General features: G+C 57.1%; 22 protein-coding genes and 1 pseudogene. 8 read left to right on the top strand and 15 right to left on the bottom strand.

All coding sequences use genetic code 11. The annotated features are described in order from the left end of the window. Window positions 1-9: 9 nt before the first annotated feature. The 7 genes and pseudogenes from nuoH to F3J36_RS10645 all read right to left on the bottom strand — a co-directional run bounded on the left by nuoH (window position 10) and on the right by F3J36_RS10645 (window position 8,721). Window positions 10-987, bottom strand: coding sequence for an NADH-quinone oxidoreductase subunit NuoH (gene nuoH / locus F3J36_RS10675; RefSeq protein ID WP_021509219.1), 978 nt, complete (start codon window positions 985-987; stop codon window positions 10-12). Further along, entirely contained in the window at window positions 984-3,707 is a 2,724-nt protein-coding gene (nuoG, locus tag F3J36_RS10670) for an NADH-quinone oxidoreductase subunit NuoG (RefSeq protein WP_058775807.1), read from the bottom strand. Before nuoG ends, nuoH begins: the two co-directional genes overlap by 4 nt. A 100-nt stretch (window positions 3,708-3,807) precedes the next feature. Beyond that, a complete protein-coding gene (gene nuoF / locus F3J36_RS10665) occupies window positions 3,808-5,148 on the bottom strand; it encodes an NADH-quinone oxidoreductase subunit NuoF (RefSeq protein ID WP_031280037.1) in 1,341 nt (446 codons plus the stop codon). A gap of 2 nt (window positions 5,149-5,150) precedes the next feature. Next, a pseudogene (nuoE, locus tag F3J36_RS10660) lies at window positions 5,151-5,694 on the bottom strand (NADH-quinone oxidoreductase subunit NuoE). Then, entirely contained in the window at window positions 5,669-7,468 is a 1,800-nt protein-coding gene (gene nuoC, locus F3J36_RS10655) for an NADH-quinone oxidoreductase subunit C/D (protein WP_031280036.1), read from the bottom strand. Before nuoC ends, nuoE begins: the two are co-directional and overlap by 26 nt. A 116-nt stretch (window positions 7,469-7,584) precedes the next feature. Further along, entirely contained in the window at window positions 7,585-8,262 is a 678-nt protein-coding gene (locus tag F3J36_RS10650) for an NADH-quinone oxidoreductase subunit B family protein (RefSeq protein ID WP_021509214.1), read from the bottom strand. Between the two features lie 15 nt (window positions 8,263-8,277). Then, window positions 8,278-8,721, bottom strand: coding sequence for an NADH-quinone oxidoreductase subunit A (locus F3J36_RS10645; RefSeq protein ID WP_021509213.1), 444 nt, complete (start codon window positions 8,719-8,721; stop codon window positions 8,278-8,280). Between the two features lie 477 nt (window positions 8,722-9,198). On the opposite strand from F3J36_RS10645, the gene F3J36_RS24320 reads away from it, so the two are divergent. Continuing rightward, window positions 9,199-9,333: a hypothetical protein gene (locus tag F3J36_RS24320; RefSeq protein ID WP_256378235.1), complete on the top strand. Its 135-nt coding sequence runs from the start codon at window positions 9,199-9,201 to the stop codon at window positions 9,331-9,333. 48 nt (window positions 9,334-9,381) lie between these two features. Here the strand turns inward: F3J36_RS24320 and lrhA are convergent, their stop codons facing one another. Both lrhA and F3J36_RS10635 read right to left on the bottom strand, forming a co-directional pair. Beyond that, window positions 9,382-10,305 (bottom strand): transcriptional regulator LrhA, encoded by a 924-nt coding sequence (gene lrhA / locus F3J36_RS10640; RefSeq protein ID WP_021509211.1) that lies wholly within the window; start codon window positions 10,303-10,305, stop codon window positions 9,382-9,384. Between the two features lie 439 nt (window positions 10,306-10,744). Then, on the bottom strand, window positions 10,745-10,933 hold the full coding sequence (locus F3J36_RS10635; RefSeq protein ID WP_166719656.1) for a hypothetical protein: 189 nt from the start codon (window positions 10,931-10,933) through the stop codon (window positions 10,745-10,747). Window positions 10,934-11,270: 337 nt separating this feature from the next. Here F3J36_RS10635 and F3J36_RS10630 point away from each other — a divergent pair, with 337 nt between their 5' ends. Both F3J36_RS10630 and yfbR read left to right on the top strand, forming a co-directional pair. Beyond that, window positions 11,271-12,488, top strand: coding sequence for a pyridoxal phosphate-dependent aminotransferase (locus tag F3J36_RS10630; protein WP_021509208.1), 1,218 nt, complete (start codon window positions 11,271-11,273; stop codon window positions 12,486-12,488). Between the two features lie 70 nt (window positions 12,489-12,558). Beyond that, complete coding sequence (yfbR, locus tag F3J36_RS10625; protein WP_021509207.1) at window positions 12,559-13,158, top strand: 5'-deoxynucleotidase; 600 nt, start codon at window positions 12,559-12,561, stop codon at window positions 13,156-13,158. Between the two features lie 25 nt (window positions 13,159-13,183). Here the strand turns inward: yfbR and F3J36_RS10620 are convergent, their stop codons facing one another. The 3 genes from F3J36_RS10620 to yfbV all read right to left on the bottom strand — a co-directional run bounded on the left by F3J36_RS10620 (window position 13,184) and on the right by yfbV (window position 14,955). Beyond that, complete coding sequence (locus tag F3J36_RS10620; RefSeq protein WP_166719655.1) at window positions 13,184-13,843, bottom strand: sugar phosphatase; 660 nt, start codon at window positions 13,841-13,843, stop codon at window positions 13,184-13,186. 14 nt (window positions 13,844-13,857) lie between these two features. Beyond that, a complete protein-coding gene (locus F3J36_RS10615; RefSeq protein ID WP_166719654.1) occupies window positions 13,858-14,352 on the bottom strand; it encodes a YfbU family protein in 495 nt (164 codons plus the stop codon). 150 nt (window positions 14,353-14,502) lie between these two features. Further along, the gene (gene yfbV, locus F3J36_RS10610) at window positions 14,503-14,955 is read right to left on the bottom strand and encodes a terminus macrodomain insulation protein YfbV (RefSeq protein WP_021509204.1); all 453 of its coding nucleotides are present in this window, start codon (window positions 14,953-14,955) and stop codon (window positions 14,503-14,505) included. Between the two features lie 339 nt (window positions 14,956-15,294). Here yfbV and ackA point away from each other — a divergent pair, with 339 nt between their 5' ends. The 3 genes from ackA to F3J36_RS10595 all read left to right on the top strand — a co-directional run bounded on the left by ackA (window position 15,295) and on the right by F3J36_RS10595 (window position 20,117). Continuing rightward, on the top strand, window positions 15,295-16,497 hold the full coding sequence (gene ackA, locus F3J36_RS10605; protein ID WP_021509203.1) for an acetate kinase: 1,203 nt from the start codon (window positions 15,295-15,297) through the stop codon (window positions 16,495-16,497). A gap of 69 nt (window positions 16,498-16,566) precedes the next feature. Continuing rightward, on the top strand, window positions 16,567-18,711 hold the full coding sequence (pta, locus tag F3J36_RS10600) for a phosphate acetyltransferase (protein WP_176428128.1): 2,145 nt from the start codon (window positions 16,567-16,569) through the stop codon (window positions 18,709-18,711). A gap of 146 nt (window positions 18,712-18,857) precedes the next feature. After that, complete coding sequence (locus F3J36_RS10595; RefSeq protein WP_166719653.1) at window positions 18,858-20,117, top strand: 4-aminobutyrate--2-oxoglutarate transaminase; 1,260 nt, start codon at window positions 18,858-18,860, stop codon at window positions 20,115-20,117. A gap of 45 nt (window positions 20,118-20,162) precedes the next feature. On the opposite strand, the gene yfcD is transcribed toward F3J36_RS10595, so the two are convergent. Together yfcD and yfcF are read right to left on the bottom strand one after the other, a co-directional pair. Then, window positions 20,163-20,708, bottom strand: a complete 546-nt coding sequence (gene yfcD, locus F3J36_RS10590) for an NUDIX hydrolase YfcD (RefSeq protein ID WP_021509200.1) — start codon at window positions 20,706-20,708, stop codon at window positions 20,163-20,165. Between the two features lie 105 nt (window positions 20,709-20,813). Continuing rightward, window positions 20,814-21,455: a glutathione transferase gene (gene yfcF, locus F3J36_RS10585; RefSeq protein ID WP_021509199.1), complete on the bottom strand. Its 642-nt coding sequence runs from the start codon at window positions 21,453-21,455 to the stop codon at window positions 20,814-20,816. Between the two features lie 204 nt (window positions 21,456-21,659). Here yfcF and F3J36_RS10580 point away from each other — a divergent pair, with 204 nt between their 5' ends. Beyond that, a complete protein-coding gene (locus F3J36_RS10580; RefSeq protein ID WP_166719652.1) occupies window positions 21,660-22,556 on the top strand; it encodes a TIGR01777 family oxidoreductase in 897 nt (298 codons plus the stop codon). Window positions 22,557-22,573: 17 nt separating this feature from the next. Here the strand turns inward: F3J36_RS10580 and F3J36_RS10575 are convergent, their stop codons facing one another. Then, window positions 22,574-23,461, bottom strand: a complete 888-nt coding sequence (locus tag F3J36_RS10575; protein ID WP_166719651.1) for a LysR substrate-binding domain-containing protein — start codon at window positions 23,459-23,461, stop codon at window positions 22,574-22,576. Window positions 23,462-23,632: 171 nt separating this feature from the next. Here F3J36_RS10575 and F3J36_RS10570 point away from each other — a divergent pair, with 171 nt between their 5' ends. Continuing rightward, complete coding sequence (locus tag F3J36_RS10570; protein ID WP_166719650.1) at window positions 23,633-24,502, top strand: MBL fold metallo-hydrolase; 870 nt, start codon at window positions 23,633-23,635, stop codon at window positions 24,500-24,502. Window positions 24,503-24,527 lie beyond the last annotated feature (25 nt).

Below are 24,527 nucleotides of genomic sequence, written 5' to 3'. Positions count from 1 at the left end.
CAAAACCCCTTACTGCGCGTTGTACAGAATCACTGCGGCAGTGGCCAGCAGGTTCAATAACGTCAACGGCAGACATACTTTCCAGCCGAACGACAGCACCTGGTCATAGCGTGGACGCGGCAGCGCAGCACGAATCAGGATAAACATCACCATAAAGAACGCCGTTTTCAGGGCGAACCAGATGAACGGCGGCAGGAACGGACCGTGCCAGCCACCGAAGAACAGGGTGACGATCAGCGCCGAAACGGTAGTAATGGCCACGTACTCACCGACAAAGAACAGGCCGAACTTCATCCCGGCATATTCGATGTGGTAACCGTCGGCCAGCTCCTGTTCCGCTTCCGGCTGGTCAAACGGATGACGGTGGCACACCGCGACGCCGGCAATACAGAAGGTCACGAAGCCAAAGAACTGCGGGATGATGTTCCACAGGTGCGTCTGGCTCTCGACGATGGCGTTCAGGTTAAAGGAACCCGCCTGCGCCACCACGCCCATCAGCGACAGGCCGAGGAACACTTCGTAGCTCAGGGTCTGCGCGGAGGCACGCATTGCACCGAGCAGCGAGTATTTGTTGTTACTCGACCAGCCCGCGAACAGTACGGCGTATACCGCCAGACCCGCCATCATCAGGAAGAACAGCAGACCGATGTTCAGGTCGGTGACCATCCAGCTCGGCGAAACCGGCACAATCGCAAACGCCAGCAGCAGCGAAACGAAGGCGATGACCGGTGCCAGGGTAAAGATAAAGCGATCGGTAAACGGCGGAACCCAGTCCTCTTTAAAGAACATTTTGATCATGTCCGCCGCCAGCTGCAGCGAGCCGCCCCAGCCTACACGGTTCGGTCCATAACGGTTCTGCCACAGGCCGAGCAGACGACGCTCGGCAAAGCTCATGAAGGCACCACAGGCCACCACCACCAGCAGGATGACAATGGCTTTCACCACCTGCAGGATGATGTCAATAACGTCCGGTGTCAGCCAGCTCATTGCGCTGCCTCCTGCAGTTTGTCAATTTGCGCACCCGCGAGGAACGGCGGTACACCCGGCATGCCGAGCGGCAGACCCACCTGCCCCGCCTGCAGTGCCGCAGAGAAGCGCACCGGCAGACGCAGCGTTTCACCGGCGCAAACCAGTTCCACGGACGCACCGTTATTAACGCCCAGCTTCTCAGCATCTGCCGGGTTGATCACCAGCGTGGCCGGTGCCATGCGTTTCTGGAAGGTTGGCGAGCGCTGAGTCATCTCTTCACTACCAAACAGCTGATAGTAAGGTGCCACGCGATACTGGCTGCCGCCCACGAAGCGTGCCGGAACCTGGCTGAACCAGTCCAGTGCACTTTCGCTGGCTTCAAACAGACGCACGCCCGGATCGCCATGACGCAGTTTACCGCCCACTTCCGCCTGGAACTTGTTCCACGCCTGCGGTGAGTTCCAGCCTGGCGCCCAGGCAAAAGGAATCTGCGAACGCGGTGCCGACGGCTGGTTGTTACCTTCCATGGAGAAGGCAAACATGGTGTCTTTATCCTGCGGCTGACGCGGTTCGTGCACGCTGATGTTGGCGCGCGCGGCGGTACGGCCACTGGCACGATGCGGTGAACGCGCCAGTTTCTGGCCACGAATACGGAAGCTGGCGTCCGGCGCCGCGTCCTTAATCCCTTTCAGCTGCGGCAGCGCCACAATCGCGGCATCAATCACGTGATCGAGTTGTGTCCAGTCAATCTGGCGGCTCTCGACGGCGCTGTGCAGCGAATGCAGCCAGCGCCAGCTCTCCAGCATCACCACGCTATCGTCGTAGTAGGCCGGATCGTAAACCTGGAAGAAGCGCTGGGCGCGACCTTCATGGTTGATGGAGGTGCCGTCGCTCTCGGCAAAGCTGGCGGTGGAGAGCACCAGACCGGCTTTCTCCAGCGTGGCCGTGCGTTGATGATCAACCACAATCACGTGCGCGGTGTTATGCAGTGCCGCATCGACGGTGGCTTTCGGCGCGTGACGGTAGAGATCGTTCTCCAGCACCACCAGCGCTTCCGCTTCGCCTTTATCCAGCTGCTCCAGCGCGCTGTCCAGCGACTGGCCGCCCATCAGGCCGAGACCGAAGCTGTTGGCCGCGCCGGCGAGGAAGGTGATACCGACGTCGGCACCGCGCGCTTTCAGCGCTTTAGCCACGTTGGCTGCCGCTTCAATCATTGCCGTGCTGCCCGAGTGGGTGCCGGAAATGATCAGCGGTTTTTTCGCGCCGGCCAGCGCCTGAACCACCACGTCCAGCTTGCCGTTCAGGCTGCTGTCAAAGTCGCTAACCGCCGGTGCGCTGTCATCCAGCGCGTGTGCGATGGCGAAGCCCAGGCGTGCCTGATCTTCCACCGGTGCGCGATAGCTCCACGCGGCAATATCATCGAGACGGGTTTCATCAACGTTAGTGACAAACAGCGGATGTTTGGCGTGCTGACCAATGTTGAGGATGGCGGCGATCTGCCAGTCCGCGACTTTCTGAGCGGCGGCCATTTCGCGTGCTTTGCCTTTAACGGCCTGACGCACCGACAGCGCCACGCGGGCACCAACCTGAGTCAGGTCTTCACCCAGCACCAGCACGGCGTCATAGCTTTCAATTTCACGCAGCGATGGCGTGTAGATGCCGCCCTGCTGCAGCACTTTCAGCATCAGCTCAACCCGCGCCTGCTCAGCTGCCGGCATACCGGTTGAGAAGTTTTCTGCGCCCACCAGTTCGCGCAGCGCGAAGTTGCTTTCGATACTGGCGCGTGGCGAACCGATACCGATCACCTTCTTCGCCTGACGCAGGATATCCGCGGCGGCATTAACCGCCTGCTCTGCGTTCAGCGTGATGCGATCGCTACCGCGCAGCTGTTCCGGATGACGCGGACGATCTTTACGGTTTACGTAGCCATAGCCGAAACGGCCACGGTCGCACAGGAAGTAGTGGTTCACCGATCCGTTGTAGCGGTTTTCGATACGACGCAGCTCGCCATAGCGTTCGCCCGGGCTGGTGTTACAACCCACGCTGCACTGCTGGCAGATGCTGGGCGCAAACTGCATATCCCACTTACGGTTATAGCGTTCAGAGTGGGTTTTATCGGTGAACACGCCGGTCGGGCAGATTTCTACCAGGTTACCGGAGAATTCGCTCTCCAGCGTGCCATCTTCCGGACGGCCAAAGTAGACGTTGTCATGCGCGCCGTACACGCCGAGATCTTTGCCATCGGCGTAATCTTTGTAGTAGCGCACGCAGCGGTAACAGGCGATACAGCGGTTCATCTCATGCGAGATAAACGGTCCGAGATCCTGATTCTGATGGGTACGCTTGGTAAAACGGTAGCGACGGAAGCTGTGTCCCGTCATTACCGTCATATCCTGCAGGTGACAGTTACCACCCTCTTCGCACACCGGACAGTCGTGCGGGTGGTTGGTCATCAGCCACTCCACCACGCTTTCACGAAACTCTTTCGCTTCGCCATCGTCAATGGAGATAAAGGTGCCGTCAGACGCAGGCGTCATGCAGGACATGACGAGGCGACCACGGGTATCTTCGGCATTCTGGAATTGCTTCACCGCGCACTGGCGGCAGGCTCCCACGCTTCCCAGCGCCGGATGCCAGCAAAAATAAGGAATATCAAGGCCCAGAGACAGACACGCCTGCAGCAGGTTGTCCGCTCCGTTCACATCATATTCTTTACCGTCTACATGGATTGTAGCCATAGTTAGCATGCTTCCGTAAGGCTCGTCCGCAAACGAGCGTTAAACATCTAATTCCTGCCCCGCAGCCTCAGGCCCGGGCGATTCCGTGTACGACGGCGGCTTACCAGCGCGCTTTCAGCAGGTTAGGCTGAATCCCGCCAATGGCGCGGGTATTGCCAAACACCTGCGGCGCAATGCCAGCTTCAAACTCGTCACGGAAATATTTAATCGCGCTCTGCAGTGGCTCAACGGCACCCGGTGCGTGGGCGCAGAACGTCTTGCCCGGACCAAGCTGGCGGCACAGCTGCAGCAGGGTTTCGATATCCCCCGGCTGGCCTTTTTTCTGCTCCAGCGCACGCAGGATCTTCACGCTCCACGGCAGACCATCACGGCACGGCGTACACCAGCCGCACGACTCGCGCGCAAAGAACTCTTCGAGGTTGCGTACCAGCGACACCATATTGATTTCGTGGTCGACCGCCATCGCCAGCGCGGTACCCAGACGGCTGCCGGCTTTGCCGATGCTGGCAAATTCCATCGGCAGGTCGAGGTGCTGCTCGGTCAGGAAGTCAGTACCGGCTCCGCCCGGCTGCCAGGCTTTGAACTTCAGGCCATCGCGCATACCGCCGGCATAATCCTCAAGGATTTCGCGTGCGGTGGTGCCAAACGGCAGCTCCCACACGCCCGGATTTTTCACCCGGCCGGAGAAGCCCATCATCTTGGTGCCAGTGTCTTCGCTGCTGGAGATGTTTTTGTACCACTCCACGCCATTCAGGAAGATCGCCGGCACGTTGGACAGTGTCTCAACGTTGTTGACGCAGGTCGGTTTGCCCCAGACGCCGGCACTGGCCGGGAACGGCGGCTTGGAACGCGGGTTAGCGCGGCGCCCTTCCAGCGAGTTGATCAGCGCGGTCTCTTCGCCGCAGATATAGCGGCCGGCACCGGTGTGAACAAACAGTTCGAAATCGAAGCCGGTACCGAGAATGTTTTTACCGAGATAGCCCGCGGCAGTAGCTTCGGCGATGGCACGACGCAGATTTTCCGCGGCTTCGATGTATTCACCGCGCAGGAAGATGTAGCCACGGTAGGCTTTCAGCGCAAACGCACTGATCAGCATGCCTTCCACCAGCTGGTGCGGCAACTGCTCCATCAGCAGGCGGTCTTTATAAGTGCCAGGTTCCATCTCATCGGCGTTACACAGCAGGTAACGGATGTTCATAGATTCATCTTTGGGCATCAGACTCCACTTCAGACCGGTGCTGAAGCCCGCACCGCCGCGCCCTTTCAGGCCGGAATCCTTCACCGCGGCGACGATCTCGTCCTGGCTCATGCCCTTCAGCGCTTTATCGGCGCCAACGTAGCCGTTTTTACTGCGGTATTCATCGAACCATACCGGCTGTTTGTCGTCACGCAGACGCCAGGTCAGCGGATGGGTTTCCGCAGTACGAATGATCTGTTTAATGGTCATTGATACTGCTCCAGCAGGTTGGCGATGCCTTCCGGCGTCAGGTGAACGTGGGTATCTTCATCCACCATCATGGTCGGGCCTTTGTCACAGTTGCCGAGGCAGCAGGTTGGCAGCAGCGTAAAGCGGCCATCCGGCGTGGTTTGTCCTGGCTTAATGTTCAGGTTTTGCTCCAGCGCCGCCTGAATGCCCTGGTAACCGGTGATGTGGCACACCACGCTGTCACAGTAGCGGATCACGTGGCGGCCAACCGGCGTACGGTAGATCTGGCTGTAAAACGTCGCCACACCTTCTACGTCGCTGGCCGGAATGCCCAGCACCTCAGCAATCGCGTTGATGGCACCATCCGGCACCCAGCCGCGCTGCTTCTGCACGATCTTCAGCGCTTCAATCGACGCCGCGCGCGCATCTTCGTAGTGATGTTTTTCATGCTCAATAGCGTGGTGCTCGGCCTCGCTCAGCACAAAGACCTCAGTCGGGTCGATGGTTTGAATGGCAATCTTTTGATCGTGCATAATTAGCGGTCCACGTCTGACATAACAAAATCGATACTACCGAGGTACACGATCAGGTCGGATACCAGGCTGCCGCGGATCACCGAAGGGATCTGCTGCAGATGCGGGAAGCTCGGCGTACGCACGCGGGTGCGGTAGCTCATGGTGCTGCCATCGCTGGTCAGGTAGTAGCTGTTAATCCCTTTCGTCGCTTCAATCATCTGGAACGATTCGTTGGCCGGCATTACCGGGCCCCACGAAACCTGCAGGAAGTGGGTGATCAGGGTTTCAATGTGCTGCAGCGTGCGCTCTTTCGGTGGCGGCGTGGTCAGCGGATGATCGGCCTTGAACGGCCCTTCCGGCATGTTTTTCAGGCACTGCTCAAGGATACGCAGCGACTGCCACATCTCTTCCATCTTCAGCTGCACGCGGGTGTAAGCGTCGCTGATGCCGGCGCCGACCGGCACTTCGAAGTCGAAGTTTTCATAGCCGGAGTAGGGACGCCATTTACGCACGTCGAAGTCCAGACCGGTAGCGCGCAGACCGGCACCGGTAGTGCCCCACGCCAGCGCTTCGTCCATGTTATAGGCGGCCACGCCCTGCGAACGGCCCATCAGCACGGTGTTGCGCAGTGCAGCTTTGTCGTACTCTTTCAGACGCTTCGGCATCCAGTCGAGGAACTCACGCAGCAAACGTTCCCAGCCTTTCGGCAGATCGTGCGCCACACCGCCGATGCGGAACCACGCCGGGTGCATACGGAAACCGGTGATCGCTTCCACCACGTCATAGATTTTCTGACGGTCGGTAAAGGCAAAGAACACCGGCGTCATGGCACCGACGTCCTGAATAAAGGTGGAGATGTACAGCAGGTGGCTGTTGATACGGAACAGCTCTGACAGCATCACGCGAATCACATTCACGCGATCCGGCACGGTGATGCCCGCCAGCTTTTCCACCGCCAGCACGTAAGGCATTTCGTTTACGCAACCGCCGAGGTACTCGATACGGTCGGTATACGGAATATAGCTGTGCCACGACTGACGCTCGCCCATCTTCTCCGCGCCGCGGTGGTGGTAACCCACATCCGGCACGCAGTCGACGATCTCTTCGCCATCCAGCTGCAGAATGATGCGGAACGCACCGTGCGCTGAAGGGTGGTTCGGACCGAGGTTGAGGAACATGAAGTCCTCATTGGTGGTGCCACGCTTCATGCCCCAGTCTTCCGGCTTGAAGGTCAGTGACTCCATCTCCAGATCTTCTTTCTGCTTAGTCAGCGTGAAAGGATCGAACTCGGTGGCGCGCGCCGGGTAGTCTTTACGCAGCGGGTGCCCTTCCCAGGTCTGCGGCATCATGATGCGCGTCAGGTGCGGGTGGCCGTTGAAGGTGATACCAAACATCTCCCAGGTTTCGCGCTCATACCAGTTGGCGTTGGCGAAAATTTTGGTGATGGTGGGCACATTCAGATCGTTTTCAGACAGCGCCACCTTGAGCATGATGTCGCGGTTGCGTTCAATCGACAGCAGGTGATAGAAAACAGAAAAATCCGCGGCGGGCAGACCGGCGCGGTGGGTACGTAAACGCTCATCGAAACCGTGCAGGTCATAGAGCATGACGTACGGCTTCGGCAGCTTACGCAGGAATTCAATGATTTCCAGTAGCTGTTCACGCTTCACCCAGACGACCGGAATGCCGGTGCGGGTGGCCTGAACGGTAAAGGCATCCGGCCCAAAACGGTTACGCAGCTCGCCGATCACCGGATCATCCAGGTGATCCCGGGTTTGCCATGCAGGCTGAGCGAGATCTTGCGTGGTTAAATCTGTCATACGTTACTCACCATTCCGGCCTGTAATCAGGCACTCAAAAGAAGGCGTCAGGATGGCGGCACACACTACGTTGTCATTATCTGCTGCGGCCGTGGCTCCATCCGTGTACGGGGTGCTTAAACTTCGTCTGGGGTTCTCAGGTTGGTGACGGCAATACGCTCACCACGCTTTCTTTCACGCTCAGACTGCATATTGGCGCGATACACGCCCTGATCGCCAACCACCCACGAGAGTGGACGACGTTCTTTGCCGATGGACTCACGCAGCAGCAGCAGCGCCTGCATGTAAGCTTCCGGACGTGGCGGACAACCCGGGATATACACATCAACCGGCAGGAATTTATCCACACCCTGCACCACCGAATAGATGTCATACATACCGCCGGAATTGGCGCAGGCCCCCATCGAAATCACCCATTTCGGTTCCAGCATCTGGTCATACAAACGCTGAATCACCGGTGCCATTTTGGTAAACGGCGTACCGGCGATCACCATAAAGTCAGCCTGACGTGGCGAGGCGCGCATTACTTCCGCACCGAAACGCGCCACATCATGTACTGCGGTGAATGACGTGGTCATTTCCACGTAGCAACAGGAAAGGCCGAAGTTATACGGCCAGAGAGAGTTTTTACGACCCCAGTTCACCATGTCATGCAGGGCGTGCTCGAGCTTGCCCATATAGACGCTGCGATGAACGTGCTGCTCCAGAGGATCGGTAACAATCTCCTGTTTCTGCAGGGGATAACGGTCGTTATCGCCCCCGTTCGGGTCTACGCGTGTCAGCGTGTAGTCCATCTTATTGCCTCGCTTTTACTGCTTATGAGGGTTGGTGTGACTGTGGCTGACCGGGCTCGATTTGACGACTACGCGACGACGCGCAGGCGCCCAATCCAGCGCACCGATGCGCACCAGATAAACCAGGCCTGCCAGGAGCACCAAAATGAAAATTGCGGCTTCGACAAAGCCGACCCAGCCGCTTTCGCGAATGGAGGTCGACCATGCGTATAGATAGAGGGCTTCGACGTCGAAAATGACGAAAAACATCGCAACCAGATAGAATTTTGCCGAGAGGCGGATATGGGTATCACCGACGGATTCGATACCGGATTCAAACGGCGTGTCTTTATGGCGCGCGCGTGCACGTCCACCTAACAACCAGCCACCGGTTAACATAAAGGCACACAGGCCAAACGCGATAACAATGAAAACAATAAACGCCCAGTGATGAGCGATGACTTCTGTGGTTGTTGACATACTCTTTGCTTACTCATCAAAAGTGGCGATGGCATCCTGCACTGTCGCAGCAAACACACCACATCGATTCAAGGGAAGGATAAAAAACCTTATAAACTTTGCTGTCTTTATCAATTAAGCAGCAATTTTATGGGGTTTTTTACTCCTTTCTATAACCTTTTGTCAACTTTGACAAAAGTATCCAAACATTAATTTACACCCGCATCATATTATTAACATATGCACCCCTGAGCGCCAGCTAAATCGCTTCAGTTTGTACGGTTAATTTCAGTGTAGCGGGTATTCACATGCATGGATCGTGCGTTTAACAATCATAGTTTGACAGGTCTTGCGCGGATTTCCCCCCCCTTATCGGGGGTATTTTTTTGATCCAGAACACATATTGACGTTTTTTGCTGGAAAAACCGGCAGACGGTCTGGCAACAGGCGGAGATAAAGTTGGCACGAAATGATAAATAAATTCCGCTCCGGATGAAAATGAAACACATTTCACTTTTCAAAAAGTTAGTGAAATTATCAGGTGCAAATCGTGCTAAAAAAGCGGAAATAACCGCCATAAAAAAAGCCTTAGCTGATTTTCATCAGGCTAAGGCTCTTTTCTCTAACTTTTAACAATTATCTGGCATGCCGGTTGTGACGGATTACCAGTAACGGTCAACCTTACTCTTCATCATCCAGCAGCAGCGTACCGTCCGGATTCGCGCTCAGATTGTAAGGATCGTTAGTGGACTGCATCGCGTTGAAGATGGCCAGTGCCAGCTCATTATCGCTGTCCGGATTACGGCACAGCAGATATTGCGTATCCGGCAGCACCGGCAGGCCTTCTGCAGCACCCATCACGCGCAGCTCCGGGCTCATCATTTCAACCGGACGCGCGGTGACACCCAGCCCCGCTTTTACCGCCGCACGTACCGCCGCCAGCGTGGAAGCCACGTAGGAGATACGCCACGGGATACCCGCTTCGTTGAGATGATCGATCGCCATGTCACGGTACGGGCTTGGCTCATCCAGCAGCACCAGCGGAATGGCTTCACCGCGCTGGAAAATATAGTCTGCCGCGCAGTACCACAGCGTTGGCGAGGTGCGCAGCACCTGGTAGGTGAAATTACCCGGACTGGAGGTGGTGACCACCAGATCCACTTCGCCCTGGTTCAGCATCTCCATCATAAACGGATTACGCTTCACGCGGACGTCGATTGCCAGTTTCGGATACACTGACGTTACGCGGTTAAGCAGAAACGGCAGAATGGTATCAGAGGTATCGTCAGACGCGCCAATCGTCAGCACGCCCTGGATATTGCTGTACATTAAAGAAGTGCAGGCTTCATCGTTGAAACGCAGGATCTTCCTGGCGTAGCCAAGCAGCTGAATGCCATGCTCAGTCAGCAATTTGTTACGTCCATGTCTGGCAAACAGCTCTTTACCTACCAATTGTTCCAGACGTTGCATCTGCTGGCTTACGGCTGATTGCGTTCTGCATACTGCTGCAGCGGCGGCTGCAAAGGTATTCAGGTCAGCAACGGCGACAAAAGTACGCAGCAGATCGAGGTCGAGATTCAGTATCGGACGATTTGCATTAGTCATGTTATTTCTTCACTTATAAGATTTTTTGAAACTACTACCCTGGTGTATTACCATACTTATCAAAGAGATAAGTGGTAATGGTGCTTAATGATCGCCCTGTGTGAAGGCGCTCATGAAAAAATCGAGTCAGGCGGATGCCGACGAACACATCACCGCAAAACGGGCAATGGCGTCGTAAAAGTCAGAACAACTTCCTGGGCCAGGGACGTCAGTAGAACGTTGCTGGAAGCTGTGTAGTTGCCTGGTTTCCCGCCAAACTGTCCTGCGGGGCAAAAAGGAATAACATCTTGTTATGCTGATGCGAAGCGATAAAGTGCATCAAATAATAAATTATACTTAATCATTTTTACGCTATAAATGGAAATGTTTTTGTTCAAAACATCGTAATTTTTGACCAAAAGCCATTTCCGGCACATCCTGCCACAACGCTGCTGATTTTTTAACCCGCCTGGTTCTTAAACTGAATGATAAGCGTTAAAGTGACAGCGTAAATGCTATTTAAGCCGCTGCCACGCGGTTTTATCCCCGGCTGGCGGGGCCTGGTTTCAACCGCTTCGCAAAGCAAATAACCATCGTCATCGCCGCATGCCAGATAGTGCTTAATCATTGCTGCACATTTTTTCGGCATCTAACAAGATTCCTTTAACTATTTCATCAAGTCGCTAACCATTCCTCAGACCGCAGTTAAATGAAAAATTGCTGAATGGCGCGGCGCGCGGCTGGATATCCCGGTTTACAGGCGACCCGATCAGCGCAAGCATTTAATGTTGACTCCTGCCATTTTAATAGATAATTAAACCAGTTTTAATAGTTAAAAATGCGTTTCGCGCCACTGAATCCGGCAAAGCCTGGCTATCGCGCCAAAACCCAGCGCTGCCCTTCTTTTGTTACGGTGAGAGGAGTAAATTGAGCAGGTTTGATTTTAGTGGCAGGTTAAAAGGACTCTGCCCATTAAGGCGGTAACGATGAATTTTCAAATTGATAAATCCGGCAAGCTGGAAAATGTCTGTTACGACATTCGTGGCCCGGTACTGAAAGAAGCTAAACGTCTCGAAGAAGAAGGCAACAAAGTTCTCAAACTCAACATCGGCAACCCTGCCCCGTTTGGTTTTGAAGCCCCTGATGAAATCCTGGTAGACGTGATTCGTAACCTACCGAGCGCGCAAGGCTATTGCGACTCGAAAGGTCTCTATTCAGCACGTAAAGCCATCATGCAGCACTACCAGGCGCGCGACATGCGCGACGTTACGGTAGAAGATATCTATATTGGCAACGGTGTGTCTGAACTGATCGTGCAGGCGATGCAGGCGCTGCTGAACAGCGGCGATGAGATGCTGGTGCCCGCGCCAGATTATCCGCTGTGGACGGCGGCGGTTTCGCTGTCGAGCGGCAAAGCGGTGCACTATCTGTGCGACGAATCCGCGGGCTGGTTCCCGGATCTGGATGATATCCGCAGCAAAATCACGCCGCGTACCCGCGGAATCGTGATCATCAACCCCAACAACCCGACCGGTGCGGTGTACAGCAAAGAGCTGCTGCTGGAGATCGTGGAGATCGCCCGCCAGCATAACCTGATCATCTTCGCCGACGAGATCTACGACAAGATTCTGTATGACGAAGCCCAGCATCATTCGATTGCCGCGCTGGCACCGGATCTGCTGACCGTGACCTTCAACGGGCTGTCCAAAACCTACCGCGTGGCAGGTTTCCGCCAGGGCTGGATGGTGCTGAACGGGCCGAAAAAGCACGCCAAAGGCTATATCGAAGGTCTGGAGATGCTGGCTTCAATGCGTTTGTGCGCTAACGTGCCGGCACAGCATGCCATTCAGACTGCGCTGGGCGGCTATCAGAGCATCAGCGAGTTTATCGCGCCGGGTGGACGGCTGTTCGAGCAGCGCCAGCGCGCCTGGGAACTGATCAACGATATTCCCGGCGTCAGCTGCGTGAAGCCGCAGGGCGCGCTGTATATGTTCCCGCGCATCGATGCGAAGAAATTCAACATCATGGACGACCAGAAAATGGTGCTGGATTTCCTGCTGCAGGAAAAAGTGCTGCTGGTGCAGGGCACCGCCTTTAACTGGCCGTGGCCGGATCACGTGCGCATCGTTACCCTGCCGCGCGTGGACGACCTCGAGATGGCCATCAACAAGTTTGGTCGCTTCCTGCAAGGCTATCGTCAGTAATCTGTGACGCGTATACTGTTTGACTTTCGGGGAGCCGCACAAGCTCCCCGCCGTGCAACAGGAACCGTCCATGACCCGTAGCCACTTTTTCGCCCATCTCTCCCGCCTGAAACTCATCAACCGCTGGCCGCTGATGCGCAATGTGCGCACGGAAAATGTCTCCGAGCACAGTCTGCAGGTCGCCATGGTGGCGCATGCGCTGGCCATCATTAAAAACAAAAAATTTAACGGCAATCTGAATGCCGATCGCATCGCCATGCTGGCGCTGTATCACGATGCCAGCGAAGTACTGACCGGCGACCTGCCCACGCCGGTAAAGTACTACAACGCGCAGATTGCCCATGAATACAAGAAGATCGAAAAGATTGCGCAGCACAAGCTGATTGAGATGCTGCCACCTGAGTTGCAGGACGCGTATCGTCCGCTGCTGGATGAGCACCTGCATAGCGAGAGCGAGCAGGCGGTGGTGAAACAGGCTGATGCGCTGTGCGCCTACCTCAAGTGCCTTGAAGAATTGTCGGCCGGCAACAACGAGTTTCTGCTGGCCAAAGCCCGTCTGGAGAAGACGCTGGCGCAGCGGCGATCGCCGGAGATGGACTACTTCGTTGAAGTCTTCATCCCCAGCTTCAGCCTGTCGCTGGATGAAATTTCCCAGGATACGCCGCTGTAACCTGCGCCGCTCAGCGTAGGCTGTTTCAGGCGCGCATCGTCACGCTGAAATAACCGTCCGGCTGTTTACTGATGTGCAGCGGCTGCAGATTTTCCACCTGCAGCGCCACTTCACTCAGGCGTGGCGCATCGGCCGGCGGATTGACCGCCACTACGGCGCTGCCCGCTTCCAGCCCGGCGATAATGCCCGCCGGTGCATCTTCCACCACCACGCATTCTGGCGCAGAAAGCCCGAGCCGCTCAGCACCCAGCAAATAAGGTTCAGGATTGGGCTTACCGAATTTAATGTCCTCGGCGGTAATAAACACCTCCGGCAGCGGTAAGCCGGCCGCTTTGTGGCGGGCGTGCGCCACCGGGATCGATCCCGAGGTCACTATCGCCCAGGGAATGTCGAGTGCGTTCAGGGTGGCCAGCAACGCATGTGCACCGGCAATCGCCTGCACGCCTGCCGTGTCTTCTGCTTCCAACTGCTCCAGCCAGCGAAATTCGGCCTGGATCGCCGCTTCAGACTGGCCCGCCATAAAGTGGCGCAGCGAGTTGATCGCCGGTTTGCCGTGAATGTAGTCCAGCACCTGCTGCGCGGCCAGGCCGTGGCGCGCGCCCCAGCGTGACCAGGCGCGATTCACGGCCGGCAGTGAATCCACCAGCGTCCCGTCTAAATCAAACAGAAAACCCCTGTACTTCACACGTTGCTCCTTATTCAGGCATTGAGGATTTGCGCGATCTCATTCTCGCTGAGGTGATACTGACGCGGACAAGTGTGCCACACCGCCAGCATGCGTTGGTATTTTTCCCACATCGGGGTTTGCGCATTGAAGCCGTGGGTGCCGGAATCGAAATGGGTATAGCGCCCTTCCACGTTAACCATAAAGCGTATATAGCCGAGGTAACGTGCTTCGGTGGCCGCGTCGAAGCCGAGAAACGCCAGCCGACGCTCTTCAATGTTGCACGGCGCTTTGTGATTGGACCAGGAAACATGCAGCGCATGATGCATTTCCATAATGTCGATCAGCGTACGGCAGGTCGCCTCGCTCAGCTCGCCGAACTCTTTGTCCAGCTCGCGCAATTGCAGTCCATAGCCGCGTTCAATGATGGTCTGATAGCGGCGATAGCGCTCGGCGTTATCCGGCTCAAGCATCGCAATCATCTGGTATTGATTAGATAGAATCAGTCGCTGTGCATGGGTCATTTCCATGGTTTACTCCCGGGCCGCAGGGCCGCTTAAGATTTAAACAATGCAGAAATGATTACACAACGAAAGCGATGCGTGTATGTCCGCATCACTATTCTTTGATTTGAACCGGGATTGGGCGCAAATTCTCTGGCAGAGAAAAGCGCCATTTGATCAAAGATCGTCGAGGAAAGTACGGTCGAGCTGCTTAAAAGCACGCTTGAGCACATCCGCCAGCGCCTGATAAGTCGGCTTGCCGTCAACGGGGGCAATGGCCTGTCCGGCCTCTTCCAGTTTGGCGCGCACTTCGTGGAACCAGTGCAGCAGCGTTGGCGGCAGCGGCGTGACGGAACGTTTACCCAGCCACCATAATCCCTGCATCGGCAGGCTACAGGCAAACAGCGCGGTGGCAATCGCCGGACCGAGCTGCCCGCCGAGCGCGATTTGCCACGTCAGCGTAAAAATGGCCAGCGGTGGCATAAAGCGAATCGCAAAGCGGGTTGCCGTCACCACACGGTTCTCAGGAAACACCGGCGCCAGACGTTTGTCGGCGGGCCAGGTTTTCATGTAGTGCTGGCCGCGCTGAAATAAGCCGAACCAGCCTGGATTGCCTGCGTCATTCGCCATGGTAGACCTCAACTATTACTGCAACATTTAAAAAAATTTTATAACTACACAACTTTACGTGACATCCTTCAAAAGATTTTGTCTTTGCGGGTCACAGTGGGTATTCTGACGCCGTTTTTGCAACATTACCGGAAGCCGCAGCTCAATAAAAGAGCGCGCTGGAGCCATGTTTCGCTTCGTGGATTTCAAAAATCTGCGTAAAATTACCGAAATTTTTTGCGTGTCGTTTCTTTTTTGACTAGCGCATGATGTTAATCATTAATCTACCAGCTTTCATAGGCTACGCTGTTAGTCTGATTGCGTTATTTTTAGCCACTATTTAACAAAATAGGTACTTCCATGTCGACGAAGTTAGTACTGGTCCTCAACTGCGGCAGCTCCTCTCTTAAGTTTGCCATTCTCAATCCAGCCAGCGGTGACGAATACCTTTCCGGCCTGGCGGAGTGTTTCCACCTGCCGGAAGCGCGCATCAAGTGGAAACTGGACGGCAGCAAACAGGAAGCCCCGCTCGGCGCGGGCGCAGCGCACAGCGAAGCGCTGAACTTCATCGTTAAAACTATTCTGGCACAAAAACCAGAGCTTTCGGCACAAATCGCTGCAATCGGCCATCGTATCGTTCACGGCGGCGAGCAGCTGACGCAATCGGTGGTGATTGACGAGTCCGTCATTCAGGGCATCAAAGATGCGTCGTCCTTCGCGCCACTGCACAATCCGGCGCACCTGATCGGTATCGACGAAGCGATGAAAAACTTCCCGCACCTGTCGGATAAAAATGTCGCCGTTTTCGACACCGCCTTCCATCAGACTATGCCGGAAGAGTCCTATCTCTATGCCCTGCCGTACAACCTGTATAAAGAGCACGGCGTGCGCCGCTACGGCGCGCACGGCACCAGTCACTACTATGTGACGCAGGAAGCCGCCAAAATGCTGAACAAGCCGGTCAGCGAGCTGAACATCATCACCTGCCATCTCGGCAACGGCGGTTCTGTGGCGGCCATCCGTAACGGCCAGTGCGTAGATACCTCAATGGGTCTGACGCCGCTGGAAGGTCTGGTGATGGGCACCCGCAGCGGTGACATCGATCCGGCTATCGTCTTCTTCCTGCACGATACGCTGGGCATGAGTGTCGATGCGATCAACAAACTGCTGACCAAAGAGTCCGGCCTGCTGGGCCTGACCGAAGTCACCAGCGACTGCCGTTACGTGGAAGATAACTACGCCACCAAAGACGATGCCAAACGCGCGATGGATGTGTTCTGTCACCGCCTGGCGAAGTACATCGGCAGCTACACCGCGCTGATGGAAGGCCGTCTGGATGCGGTAGTGTTTACCGGCGGTATCGGTGAAAACGCGGCGATGGTGCGTGAGCTGGCGCTGGACAAACTGGGTCTGCTTGGCTTCGAGGTTGACCACGAGCGCAACCTGGCTGCACGCTTCGGCAAATCCGGCTTCATCAATAAAGAAGGTACCCGCCCGGCGGTGGTAATTCCAACCAATGAAGAGTGGGTCATCGCCCAGGACGCCGCGCGCCTCACCGCGTAATGTTTCTCTCCGTCAGCTTCGGCTGACGGTGTTGTTTTTGACACCCTGTAACACCGCGAGGTTTCTATAGTGTCACGTACAATTATGCTTATTCCTACCGGCACCAGCGTCGGCCTGACCAGCGTCAGCCTTGGCGTGATTCGTGCCATGGAGCGCAAAGGCGTGCGCCTGAGCGTGTTCAAACCGATCGCCCAGCCGCGCGCTGGCGGCGATGCGCCAGACCAGACCACCACCATCATTCGCAAAAACTCCGCTATTCCGGCCGCGGTTCCGCTGCCGATGTCCCGCGTTGAGTCGCTGCTGGGTTCTAACCAGCAGGATGTGCTGATGGAAGAGATCATCGCCAACTACCACGCCAACGCCAAAGATGCGGAAGTGGTGCTGGTGGAAGGCCTGGTTCCGACGCGCAAACATCAGTTTGCCTCGGCGCTGAACTATGAAATTGCCAAAACGCTGAACGCGGAGATCGTCTTCGTCATGTCGCTGGGTAACGACTCACCGGCACAGCTGAAAGAGCGCATCGAACTGACGCAGAGCAGCTTCGGCGGCAGCAAAAACAAAAACATCACCGGCGTCATCATCAACAAACTCAACGCGCCAGTGGATGAGCAGGGCCGTACCCGTCCGGATCTGTCAGAAATTTTCGACGACTCATCGAAAGCCAGCATCGCCAACATCGATCCTAAGCAGCTGTTCGCTAACAGCCCGCTGCCGGTGCTGGGCTGCGTGCCGTGGAGCTTTGATCTGATCGCGACGCGCGCCATTGATATGTGCCGCCATCTCAACGCGGAGATCATCAACGAAGGTGAAATCCATACGCGTCGCGTCAAATCCGTCACCTTCTGCGCGCGCAGCATCCCGCATATGCTGGAGCACTTCCGTCCGGGCTCGCTGCTGGTGACCTCAGCCGACCGTCCTGACGTGCTGGTGGCGGCCTGTCTGGCGGCGATGAACGGCATCGAAATTGGTGCAGTGCTGCTGACCGGCGGCTATCAGATTGAAGCGCCGATCGCCCGTCTGTGCGAACGCGCCTTCCAGACCGGCCTGCCGGTGTTCATGGTAAAAACCAACACCTGGCAAACCTCGCTCAGCCTGCAGAGCTTCAATCTGGAAGTGCCGGCTGACGACACGCAGCGCATTGAAAAAGTGCAGGAGTACGTGGCCGGCTTTATCAATGCTGACTGGGTTGAATCACTGACCGCCACATCCGAACGCAGCCGTCGTCTGTCACCGCCGGCATTCCGCTATCAGCTCACCGAACTGGCGCGTAAAGCCGGCAAGCGCATCGTCCTGCCGGAAGGTGACGAACCGCGTACCGTTAAAGCGGCGGCGATTTGTGCCGAGCGCGGCATCGCCACCTGTGTGCTGCTGGGCAATCCGGATGAGATTCAGCGCGTAGCCGCAGCGCAGGGCGTTGAGCTCGGCAAAGGCATTGAAATTGTCGATCCGCAGGTGGTGCGTGACAACTACGTGCCGCGCCTGGTTGAGCTGCGTAAGAGCAAAGGCATGACCGAAGTGGTCGCGCAGGAGCAGCTGGAAGATAACGTGGTGCTGGGCACCATGATGCTGGAAAGCGGCGAAGTTGACGGTCTGGTCTCGGGCGCGGTTCACACCACTGCCAACACCATTCGTCCGCCGTTGCAGCTGATCAAAACCGCGCCGAACAGCTCGCTGGTCTCCTCGGTATTCTTCATGCTGCTGCCAGAGCAGGTGCTGGTGTATGGTGACTGCGCCATCAACCCGGATCCTAATCCGGAACAGCTGGCCGAGATCGCGATTCAGTCCGCCGACTCCGCCAAAGCCTTCGGCATCGATCCACGCGTAGCGATGATCTCCTACTCTACCGGTAACTCCGGTGCCGGTAGCGACGTAGAGAAAGTGCGTGAAGCAACGCGCATTGCGCAGGAAAAACGTCCGGATTTGGTGATCGATGGCCCGCTGCAGTACGACGCCGCGATCATGGAAGACGTCGCCAAGTCTAAAGCGCCGAACTCAGCGGTGGCCGGACGTGCGACGGTATTTATCTTCCCGGATCTCAACACCGGTAACACCACTTACAAAGCGGTGCAGCGTTCTGCCGACCTGATCTCCATCGGGCCGATGCTGCAGGGCATGCGCAAACCGGTTAACGACCTGTCACGCGGTGCGCTGGTCGATGATATCGTCTACACCATTGCGCTGACGGCGATTCAGTCGCAGCAGGCTGAAGGCTAATCCCCTTCCCCGCTCCGCATCAGCACGCCCGCCCGGGCGTGCTTTTTTTTATCCTGCGCCACAACCCTGCCCGTATAAACTCACTGGCAAAATCCCGCCTGCGCGCTAACACTGATTACACTCTCCCGCGACTTACGAGGTCAGCAATGAGCAACAGTGATGTGCACAGCCGTCGGTTACAGGCCACGCCGCGTGGTGTGGGCGTGATGTGTGATTTCTTTGCGGCGAAAGCCGAAAACGCCACGCTGTGGGACCAGCAGGGGCGGGAATATATTGATTTCGCCGCCGGCATTGCGGTGCTCAATACCGGCCACCGGCATCCCAAAGTGCTGGCGGCGGTACAGCAGCAGCTGACGTGCTTCACCCATACCGCGTTTCAAATCGTGCCGTATGAGAACTACATTCACCTTGCGGAGCGTCTGAATGCGCTGGAGCCGATTGAAGGCGCCGTGAAAACCACCTTCTTTTCTACCGGCGCCGAGGCGGTCGAGAACGCGGTGAAAATCGCGCGCGCAGCCACCGGCCGTCCGGGAATTATCGCCTTCAGCGGCGCGTTCCACGGTCGCACCAATATGACCATGGCGCTGACCGGCAAAGTGCTGCCTTACAAAACCGGCTTCGGCCCGTTTGCCAGCCCGGTGTTTCACGCACGCTACCCCAATGCGCTGCATAATGTCAGCGTGCACGATGCGCTCGACAGTCTGGAGACGATTTTCCGCAGCGATATCGCGCCACAGCAGGTGGCGGCCATCATCTTTGAACCGGTTCAGGGCGAAGGCGGATTTTATGTCGCGCCGCCAGAGTTTGTGACGGCGCTGCGTCAGCTGTGCGATCGCCACGGCATCCTGCTGATCGCCGATGAAGTACAGAGCGGTTTTGCGCGCACCGGCAGGCTGTTTGCCAGCGAATATTATGAGGTGCAGCCGGATCTGATCACACTAGCGAAAAGTCTGGCAGGCGGGTTTCCGCTGTCGGCGGTGAGCGGCCGGGCCGCGGTGATAGATGCACCGGAGCCGGGTGGTCTGGGCGGCACCTATGCCGGCCATCCGCCGGCGATTGCCGCCGCACATGCGGTGCTGGATATTATCAGTGAGGAAAAGCTGTGCGAGCGTGCGCAATGGCTCGGTATGCAACTGGCGGAAGCGTTGAACGGCGCCGGCTGCCGTGCGCTGGCCGAGGTGCGCGGCTATGGCTCGATGATGGCGGCGGAGTTTCATGACGCCAGCGGCCGACCCTCAGCGGAGATCGCCAAAGCGATTCAGCAGCAGGCGCTGGCCGAAGGATTGATTCTGCTGACCTGCGGCGTGCACAGCAACGTGATCCGCTTTCTTTATCCGCTAACCATTCCGGACGCCCAGTTCAGTACGGCGCTGAACATTCTCACCCGCATTCTCAGCCAGCATTAAACACAAAAGGCACCCTCAGGGTGCCTTATTGCGGAAGCGCAGGAATCAGGCTTCGCTGCTTTGCTTACTGCGCACCGCGTCACTGTTGCGGCTCAGCCACAGCGACAGGGCTTTGAGTGAATCATCGGTGAATTCATCACAGCGGGCGGTGATCTCTTCCGGCGTCATCCAGAACACTTCATCTACTTCCTCTTCCTGCATGGCAAACGGACCGTGCGACACGCAGCTGAACAGTCCACCCCATACGCGGCAGTGCTGATCTTCGAAGTAGAATTTGCCGTGCTCGGCGAACGGAACATCAGCGATGCCGAGCTCCTCTTCCGCTTCACGACGGGCGGATTCCAGCAGGTCTTCACCGCTTTGCACTACGCCGCCCGCAGTGGCATCCAGCATACCCGGCATGAAATCTTTGCTCTCGGTACGGCGTTGCACCAGAATCTTGCCCATGCCGTCGTGCACCACAATATAGGTAGCGCGATGGCGCAGACATTGCGCACGCATCTGCGCACGGCTGGCCTGCGCAATCACTTCGTTTTCTTCGCTAACGATATCCACCCACTCGATACCGTCACCTGCCGTTTGATCCACCATCCGGTAACCCTTTCTCTGTTTTCGGCGTGCCCAGCACGCGCCTGTTTGCGATGCTTTATTAGAATGAGCGCTAAGGTAAAGCGTTCTTTTCGCCGCCGCAAGGTTTTAGCGTGCTTTACCCGACTCGGCCAGCCACAGCTGCACTGAGGCGCGCTGCCACTGGAATTCTGCATAGTGCTGCAGCTTCACCGGCAGCGGATCGCCGTGCAGCGCCAGCCGGTTAATCATCACCGCCAGGTCGGTGTCGGCAATCGACCACTCGCCAAACAGGTTCTGTTGGCCGTCCGGCAGCAGGCGCTGCACCGCGGCAATCAATTTACTGGCGGCCTGTTCGCCAGCGGGCGTGAGCGGAGCAAAGCGTTCAGCAGCAAACAGCACTTCGGTAGGTCGCTCCGTGCGCAGCGCCAGTAAATCGCTGCGCAGCCACGCCTGCACTTCGCGCGCGTGGGCACGTTTTTCGCGATCGCGCGGATAGAGGCGCTCAAACTCCGGCGCTGGAAAACGCTCTTCGAGGTATTCGGCGATGGCCGAGGATTCATTCAGGCTGACATCATCAATTTGCAGCGTGGGCACACGGCAGGTCAGCGACAGGCCGCGGTATTCATCGTCAAGCTGTGCATTGCGCGACAGGTCAACGCGCCTGACAGTAAAAGGAATGCCCTTCTCGGTAAGCGCAACATAAACTGACATGGCATACGGGCTAAAAAAACAGGAATCGGACCACAAGGTAATGGCGGGATAGTTCATCAGCTGCCTCGGCTAAGCGTCAGGTGTGCATCATGTTTACCGATTTTTGCCGGCTAAGGCAATGGCGCGCTGGTCCGATGTTTTGCCGCAGGACCACGGCAAACTGGCGGTTTTTCATCATAAGCGTAAGCGCTGTCACGCCGCAGCGGCACTTCTCTTCTATGCTCAATTCAGAGCAGATAATTAATGACAGGGAGACTAAACATGCACCTGCTTATTACCGGCGGTACCGGCTTGATAGGTCGCCATTTAATTCCGCGCCTGCTGCAGCTGGGCCATCAGGTGAATGTGGTAACGCGTGACGTGGCGGCTGCGCGGGAAAAACTCGATGCGCGCGTGATGCTGTGGTCGGGCATTAACCAGCAGTCCGATCTCAATGCTATTGACGGCGTCATCAATCTGGCGGGAGAACCGATTGCCGACAAGCGCTGGACCGAGCAGCAGAAGCAGCGCCTGTGCGAAAGCCGCTGGCAAATCACTGAACAGATCGTCTCGCTGATCCACGCCAGCAGCAATCCGCCGCGCCTGTTGATTTCCGGCTCGGCCACCGGCTTTTATGGTGATAGCGGCGATGTGGTGGTGACCGAGGACGATCCGGGCCACGAGGAGTTTACCCACACCCTGTGCGCCCGCTGGGAGCAGCTGGCGCTGAAGGCGCAAAGCGAGCGCACCCGCGTGTGCCTGCTGCGCACCGGCGTGGTGCTGGCGCGCGAAGGTGGCGCGCTGAGCAAAATGAAGCTGCCGTTCAAACTTGGCGTCGGCGGACCGATTGGCAGCGGCAAACAGTACCTGCCGTGGATCCACGTGGACGATCTGGTCAACGCCATCCTGTGGTTGATCGATAACGATCAGTTGCAGGGCCCGTTCAACATGGTGGCGCCTTACGCGGTGCGCAACGAGCAGTTCGCCGCCACACTGGGCCAGGTGATGCACCGTCCGGCCTTTATGCGCACTCCGGCCAGCGCCATCAAACTGATGATGGGAGAATCCGCCGTGCTGGTGCTGGGCGGGCAGCACGTGCTGCCGAAGCGGCTGGAGGAGTCCGGCTTTGGTTTCCGCTGGTACGATTTACAGGAAGCGCTGCAGGATATCGCCGGCTGATGCGTCTCCGCTCAGGCTTACCGCGGCGCCACGGCGGGCGTGAGGCAAAGCTGCTGCAGGAAACGCGCCGTTAACGGTCGGGCATCCTGCCTGCGCCAGACGGCATATAGCACAATCTCCAGCGCCAGCTCTGGCACGGGCAGCAGGATGACATTATCCGGTACGATGCGCGCCAGGCTATGCTGGATCAGGGTGAAACCCAGCCCGGCTTCAACGCAGGCAAGCGCCGCCAGCGGACCATTCACTTCAAAACGAATATCCGGCTGGAAGCCGGCGCGCTGGCAGGCTGTCAGCAATCGCGCCCGCGCGGCAGGGTTGAGATTTTCCTGGTCGGCAATCCACGCCCGGCCGTGCAAATCAGCCGCCACGGGCGCGGTCAGCGCACTGGATGCCGGCATCGCCAGCAGCACCGGCTCGGTCGCGATCTTCTTATGCACAAAATCCGCGTCATCGTGCGGCAGCGTATGCACAATGGCAATATCGATCGCCCCCGCCTCTAACCGGGCAATTTGCTGTGCGGAACGTAACGCATGCAGCCGGACATCAATGCCCGCCCCCGGTGCCAGCCGCGCCAGCGCCGCGGGCAGCAGGCGCGAGTGAATAGCCGCCTCCACATATCCAATATCCAGCCGCCCAACGTCCCCCTGCTGCAGGTGCTGCGCATACTCTTTTAGCCGTTCGTGATGCTGCAAAAAGGGCGTCACCTCGGTGAGGAAGCGCTTACCCTCGTCCGTCAGGCGCAGACGTTTCTTTTCACGGTGAAACAGCACCATCCCCAGTTCGCTTTCCAGCTGCTGAATTTGCCGGCTAAGCGGTGACGGCGAAATATGTAACCGTTCCGCAGCCTGACCAATATGCTCCAGCGCCGCGACAGTGGCAAAGGCGCGCAAAATTTTTATGTCCATGACAATCCGGGTCTCAACTCTGTCAAAAATGACACTGGTCACCTTAACGGTGTTAGCGTCATTATCGCGCTGACAGCCACTGACGCAGCATTATCATCGCGCTAATCCGCCGCGAAAATTGCCGCGTTATTTGTTTAACGTGAACGAGTAAATTAGCGCACTGAGATCATTATGAGCCAGGCAATATTTTCATACACCACAGGGAAATATCAGGTCAGCGCCATCAGCGACGGCACTATGCAAGCCAGTCTGAGTTTATTAACGGATATTCACCACGACGATGCGGTCGAACTGCAACGTCAGGCAGGCTTAGCACAGCCGGGCGACATCCATGTGTTTTGTTATCTGATTCGCGGTCAGGGACGCGTGATTCTGGTGGATACCGGGATGGGAAAACGCGATGCGCAGAGCGGCAAATTACTGCCTCATCTGCAGCTGGCCGGGGTGACGCCGGACGACATCGATACCCTGTTATTAACCCATGCGCACCCCGATCATATTGGCGGCTTGCTGGACAGCGCGGGTCAGCCGGTCTTTCGCCATGCCCGGCTCCGCCTCAGCCACAGCGAAGCCGCCTTCTGGCAGGATGATGCGGCGATCAGCCAGCTGAGTGAACGCGCGCAGTTAAACGCGGCGCTGGTGCGGCGCACCCTGCAGGCTTATAGCCCGCGGCTGCAGCTGATGGCGGATGAGGAGATCAGCCCGGGAATCCGTGCGCTGGCGTTGCCCGGTCATACTCCGGGGCATTGCGGGTTTCGCATTGATTCAGACGGCGAGCGTTTATTAATTTGGGGTGATATTGTGCATTACCCGCCTGTTCAGCTGGCCTGCCCGCAGGTTTCCATCGCCTTCGATATCGATCCCGTCATGGCCAGAGAGACGCGCCAGCGTATTTTGCAGCAGGTGGCAGCGGAAAATACGGTGATTGCCGGCATGCATTTTGGCGCGTCTGGCTTTGCCAGAATCGTGGCGTTAGCGAACGGCGGTTATACGGCCAGCTATGTGTCAGCGTGTCACGATGGCGAAGCGGGTGAGCCATGACCGACTAACAGGCGGATTGACGGTG

Origin of the sequence: Pantoea sp. Cy-640, assembly GCF_011752635.1 — a bacterium.
Lineage (GTDB): Bacteria > Pseudomonadota > Gammaproteobacteria > Enterobacterales > Enterobacteriaceae > Pantoea > Pantoea dispersa.
This window is presented reverse-complemented; position numbering and strand designations above follow the sequence as displayed.

What these genes read in the sequence shown, in the direction of transcription:
- nuoC (WP_031280036.1), bottom strand. Translation starts at nt 7,468, where the DNA reads ATGACAGATTTAACCACGCAAGATCTCGCTCAGCCTGCATGGCAAACC.
- F3J36_RS10595 (WP_166719653.1), top strand. Translation starts at nt 18,858, where the DNA reads ATGAGCAACAGTGATGTGCACAGCCGTCGGTTACAGGCCACGCCGCGT.
- F3J36_RS10615 (WP_166719654.1), bottom strand. Translation starts at nt 14,352, where the DNA reads ATGGAAATGACCCATGCACAGCGACTGATTCTATCTAATCAATACCAG.
- nuoH (WP_021509219.1), bottom strand. Translation starts at nt 987, where the DNA reads ATGAGCTGGCTGACACCGGACGTTATTGACATCATCCTGCAGGTGGTG.
- yfbR (WP_021509207.1), top strand. Translation starts at nt 12,559, where the DNA reads ATGACCCGTAGCCACTTTTTCGCCCATCTCTCCCGCCTGAAACTCATC.
- yfcF (WP_021509199.1), bottom strand. Translation starts at nt 21,455, where the DNA reads ATGAACTATCCCGCCATTACCTTGTGGTCCGATTCCTGTTTTTTTAGC.
- yfcD (WP_021509200.1), bottom strand. Translation starts at nt 20,708, where the DNA reads ATGGTGGATCAAACGGCAGGTGACGGTATCGAGTGGGTGGATATCGTT.
- nuoG (WP_058775807.1), bottom strand. Translation starts at nt 3,707, where the DNA reads ATGGCTACAATCCATGTAGACGGTAAAGAATATGATGTGAACGGAGCG.
- F3J36_RS10630 (WP_021509208.1), top strand. Translation starts at nt 11,271, where the DNA reads ATGAATTTTCAAATTGATAAATCCGGCAAGCTGGAAAATGTCTGTTAC.
- yfbV (WP_021509204.1), bottom strand. Translation starts at nt 14,955, where the DNA reads ATGGCGAATGACGCAGGCAATCCAGGCTGGTTCGGCTTATTTCAGCGC.
- F3J36_RS10580 (WP_166719652.1), top strand. Translation starts at nt 21,660, where the DNA reads ATGCACCTGCTTATTACCGGCGGTACCGGCTTGATAGGTCGCCATTTA.
- F3J36_RS10650 (WP_021509214.1), bottom strand. Translation starts at nt 8,262, where the DNA reads ATGGACTACACGCTGACACGCGTAGACCCGAACGGGGGCGATAACGAC.
- F3J36_RS24320 (WP_256378235.1), top strand. Translation starts at nt 9,199, where the DNA reads ATGAAACACATTTCACTTTTCAAAAAGTTAGTGAAATTATCAGGTGCA.
- lrhA (WP_021509211.1), bottom strand. Translation starts at nt 10,305, where the DNA reads ATGACTAATGCAAATCGTCCGATACTGAATCTCGACCTCGATCTGCTG.
- F3J36_RS10570 (WP_166719650.1), top strand. Translation starts at nt 23,633, where the DNA reads ATGAGCCAGGCAATATTTTCATACACCACAGGGAAATATCAGGTCAGC.
- F3J36_RS10635 (WP_166719656.1), bottom strand. Translation starts at nt 10,933, where the DNA reads ATGCCGAAAAAATGTGCAGCAATGATTAAGCACTATCTGGCATGCGGC.
- F3J36_RS10575 (WP_166719651.1), bottom strand. Translation starts at nt 23,461, where the DNA reads ATGGACATAAAAATTTTGCGCGCCTTTGCCACTGTCGCGGCGCTGGAG.
- ackA (WP_021509203.1), top strand. Translation starts at nt 15,295, where the DNA reads ATGTCGACGAAGTTAGTACTGGTCCTCAACTGCGGCAGCTCCTCTCTT.
- F3J36_RS10645 (WP_021509213.1), bottom strand. Translation starts at nt 8,721, where the DNA reads ATGTCAACAACCACAGAAGTCATCGCTCATCACTGGGCGTTTATTGTT.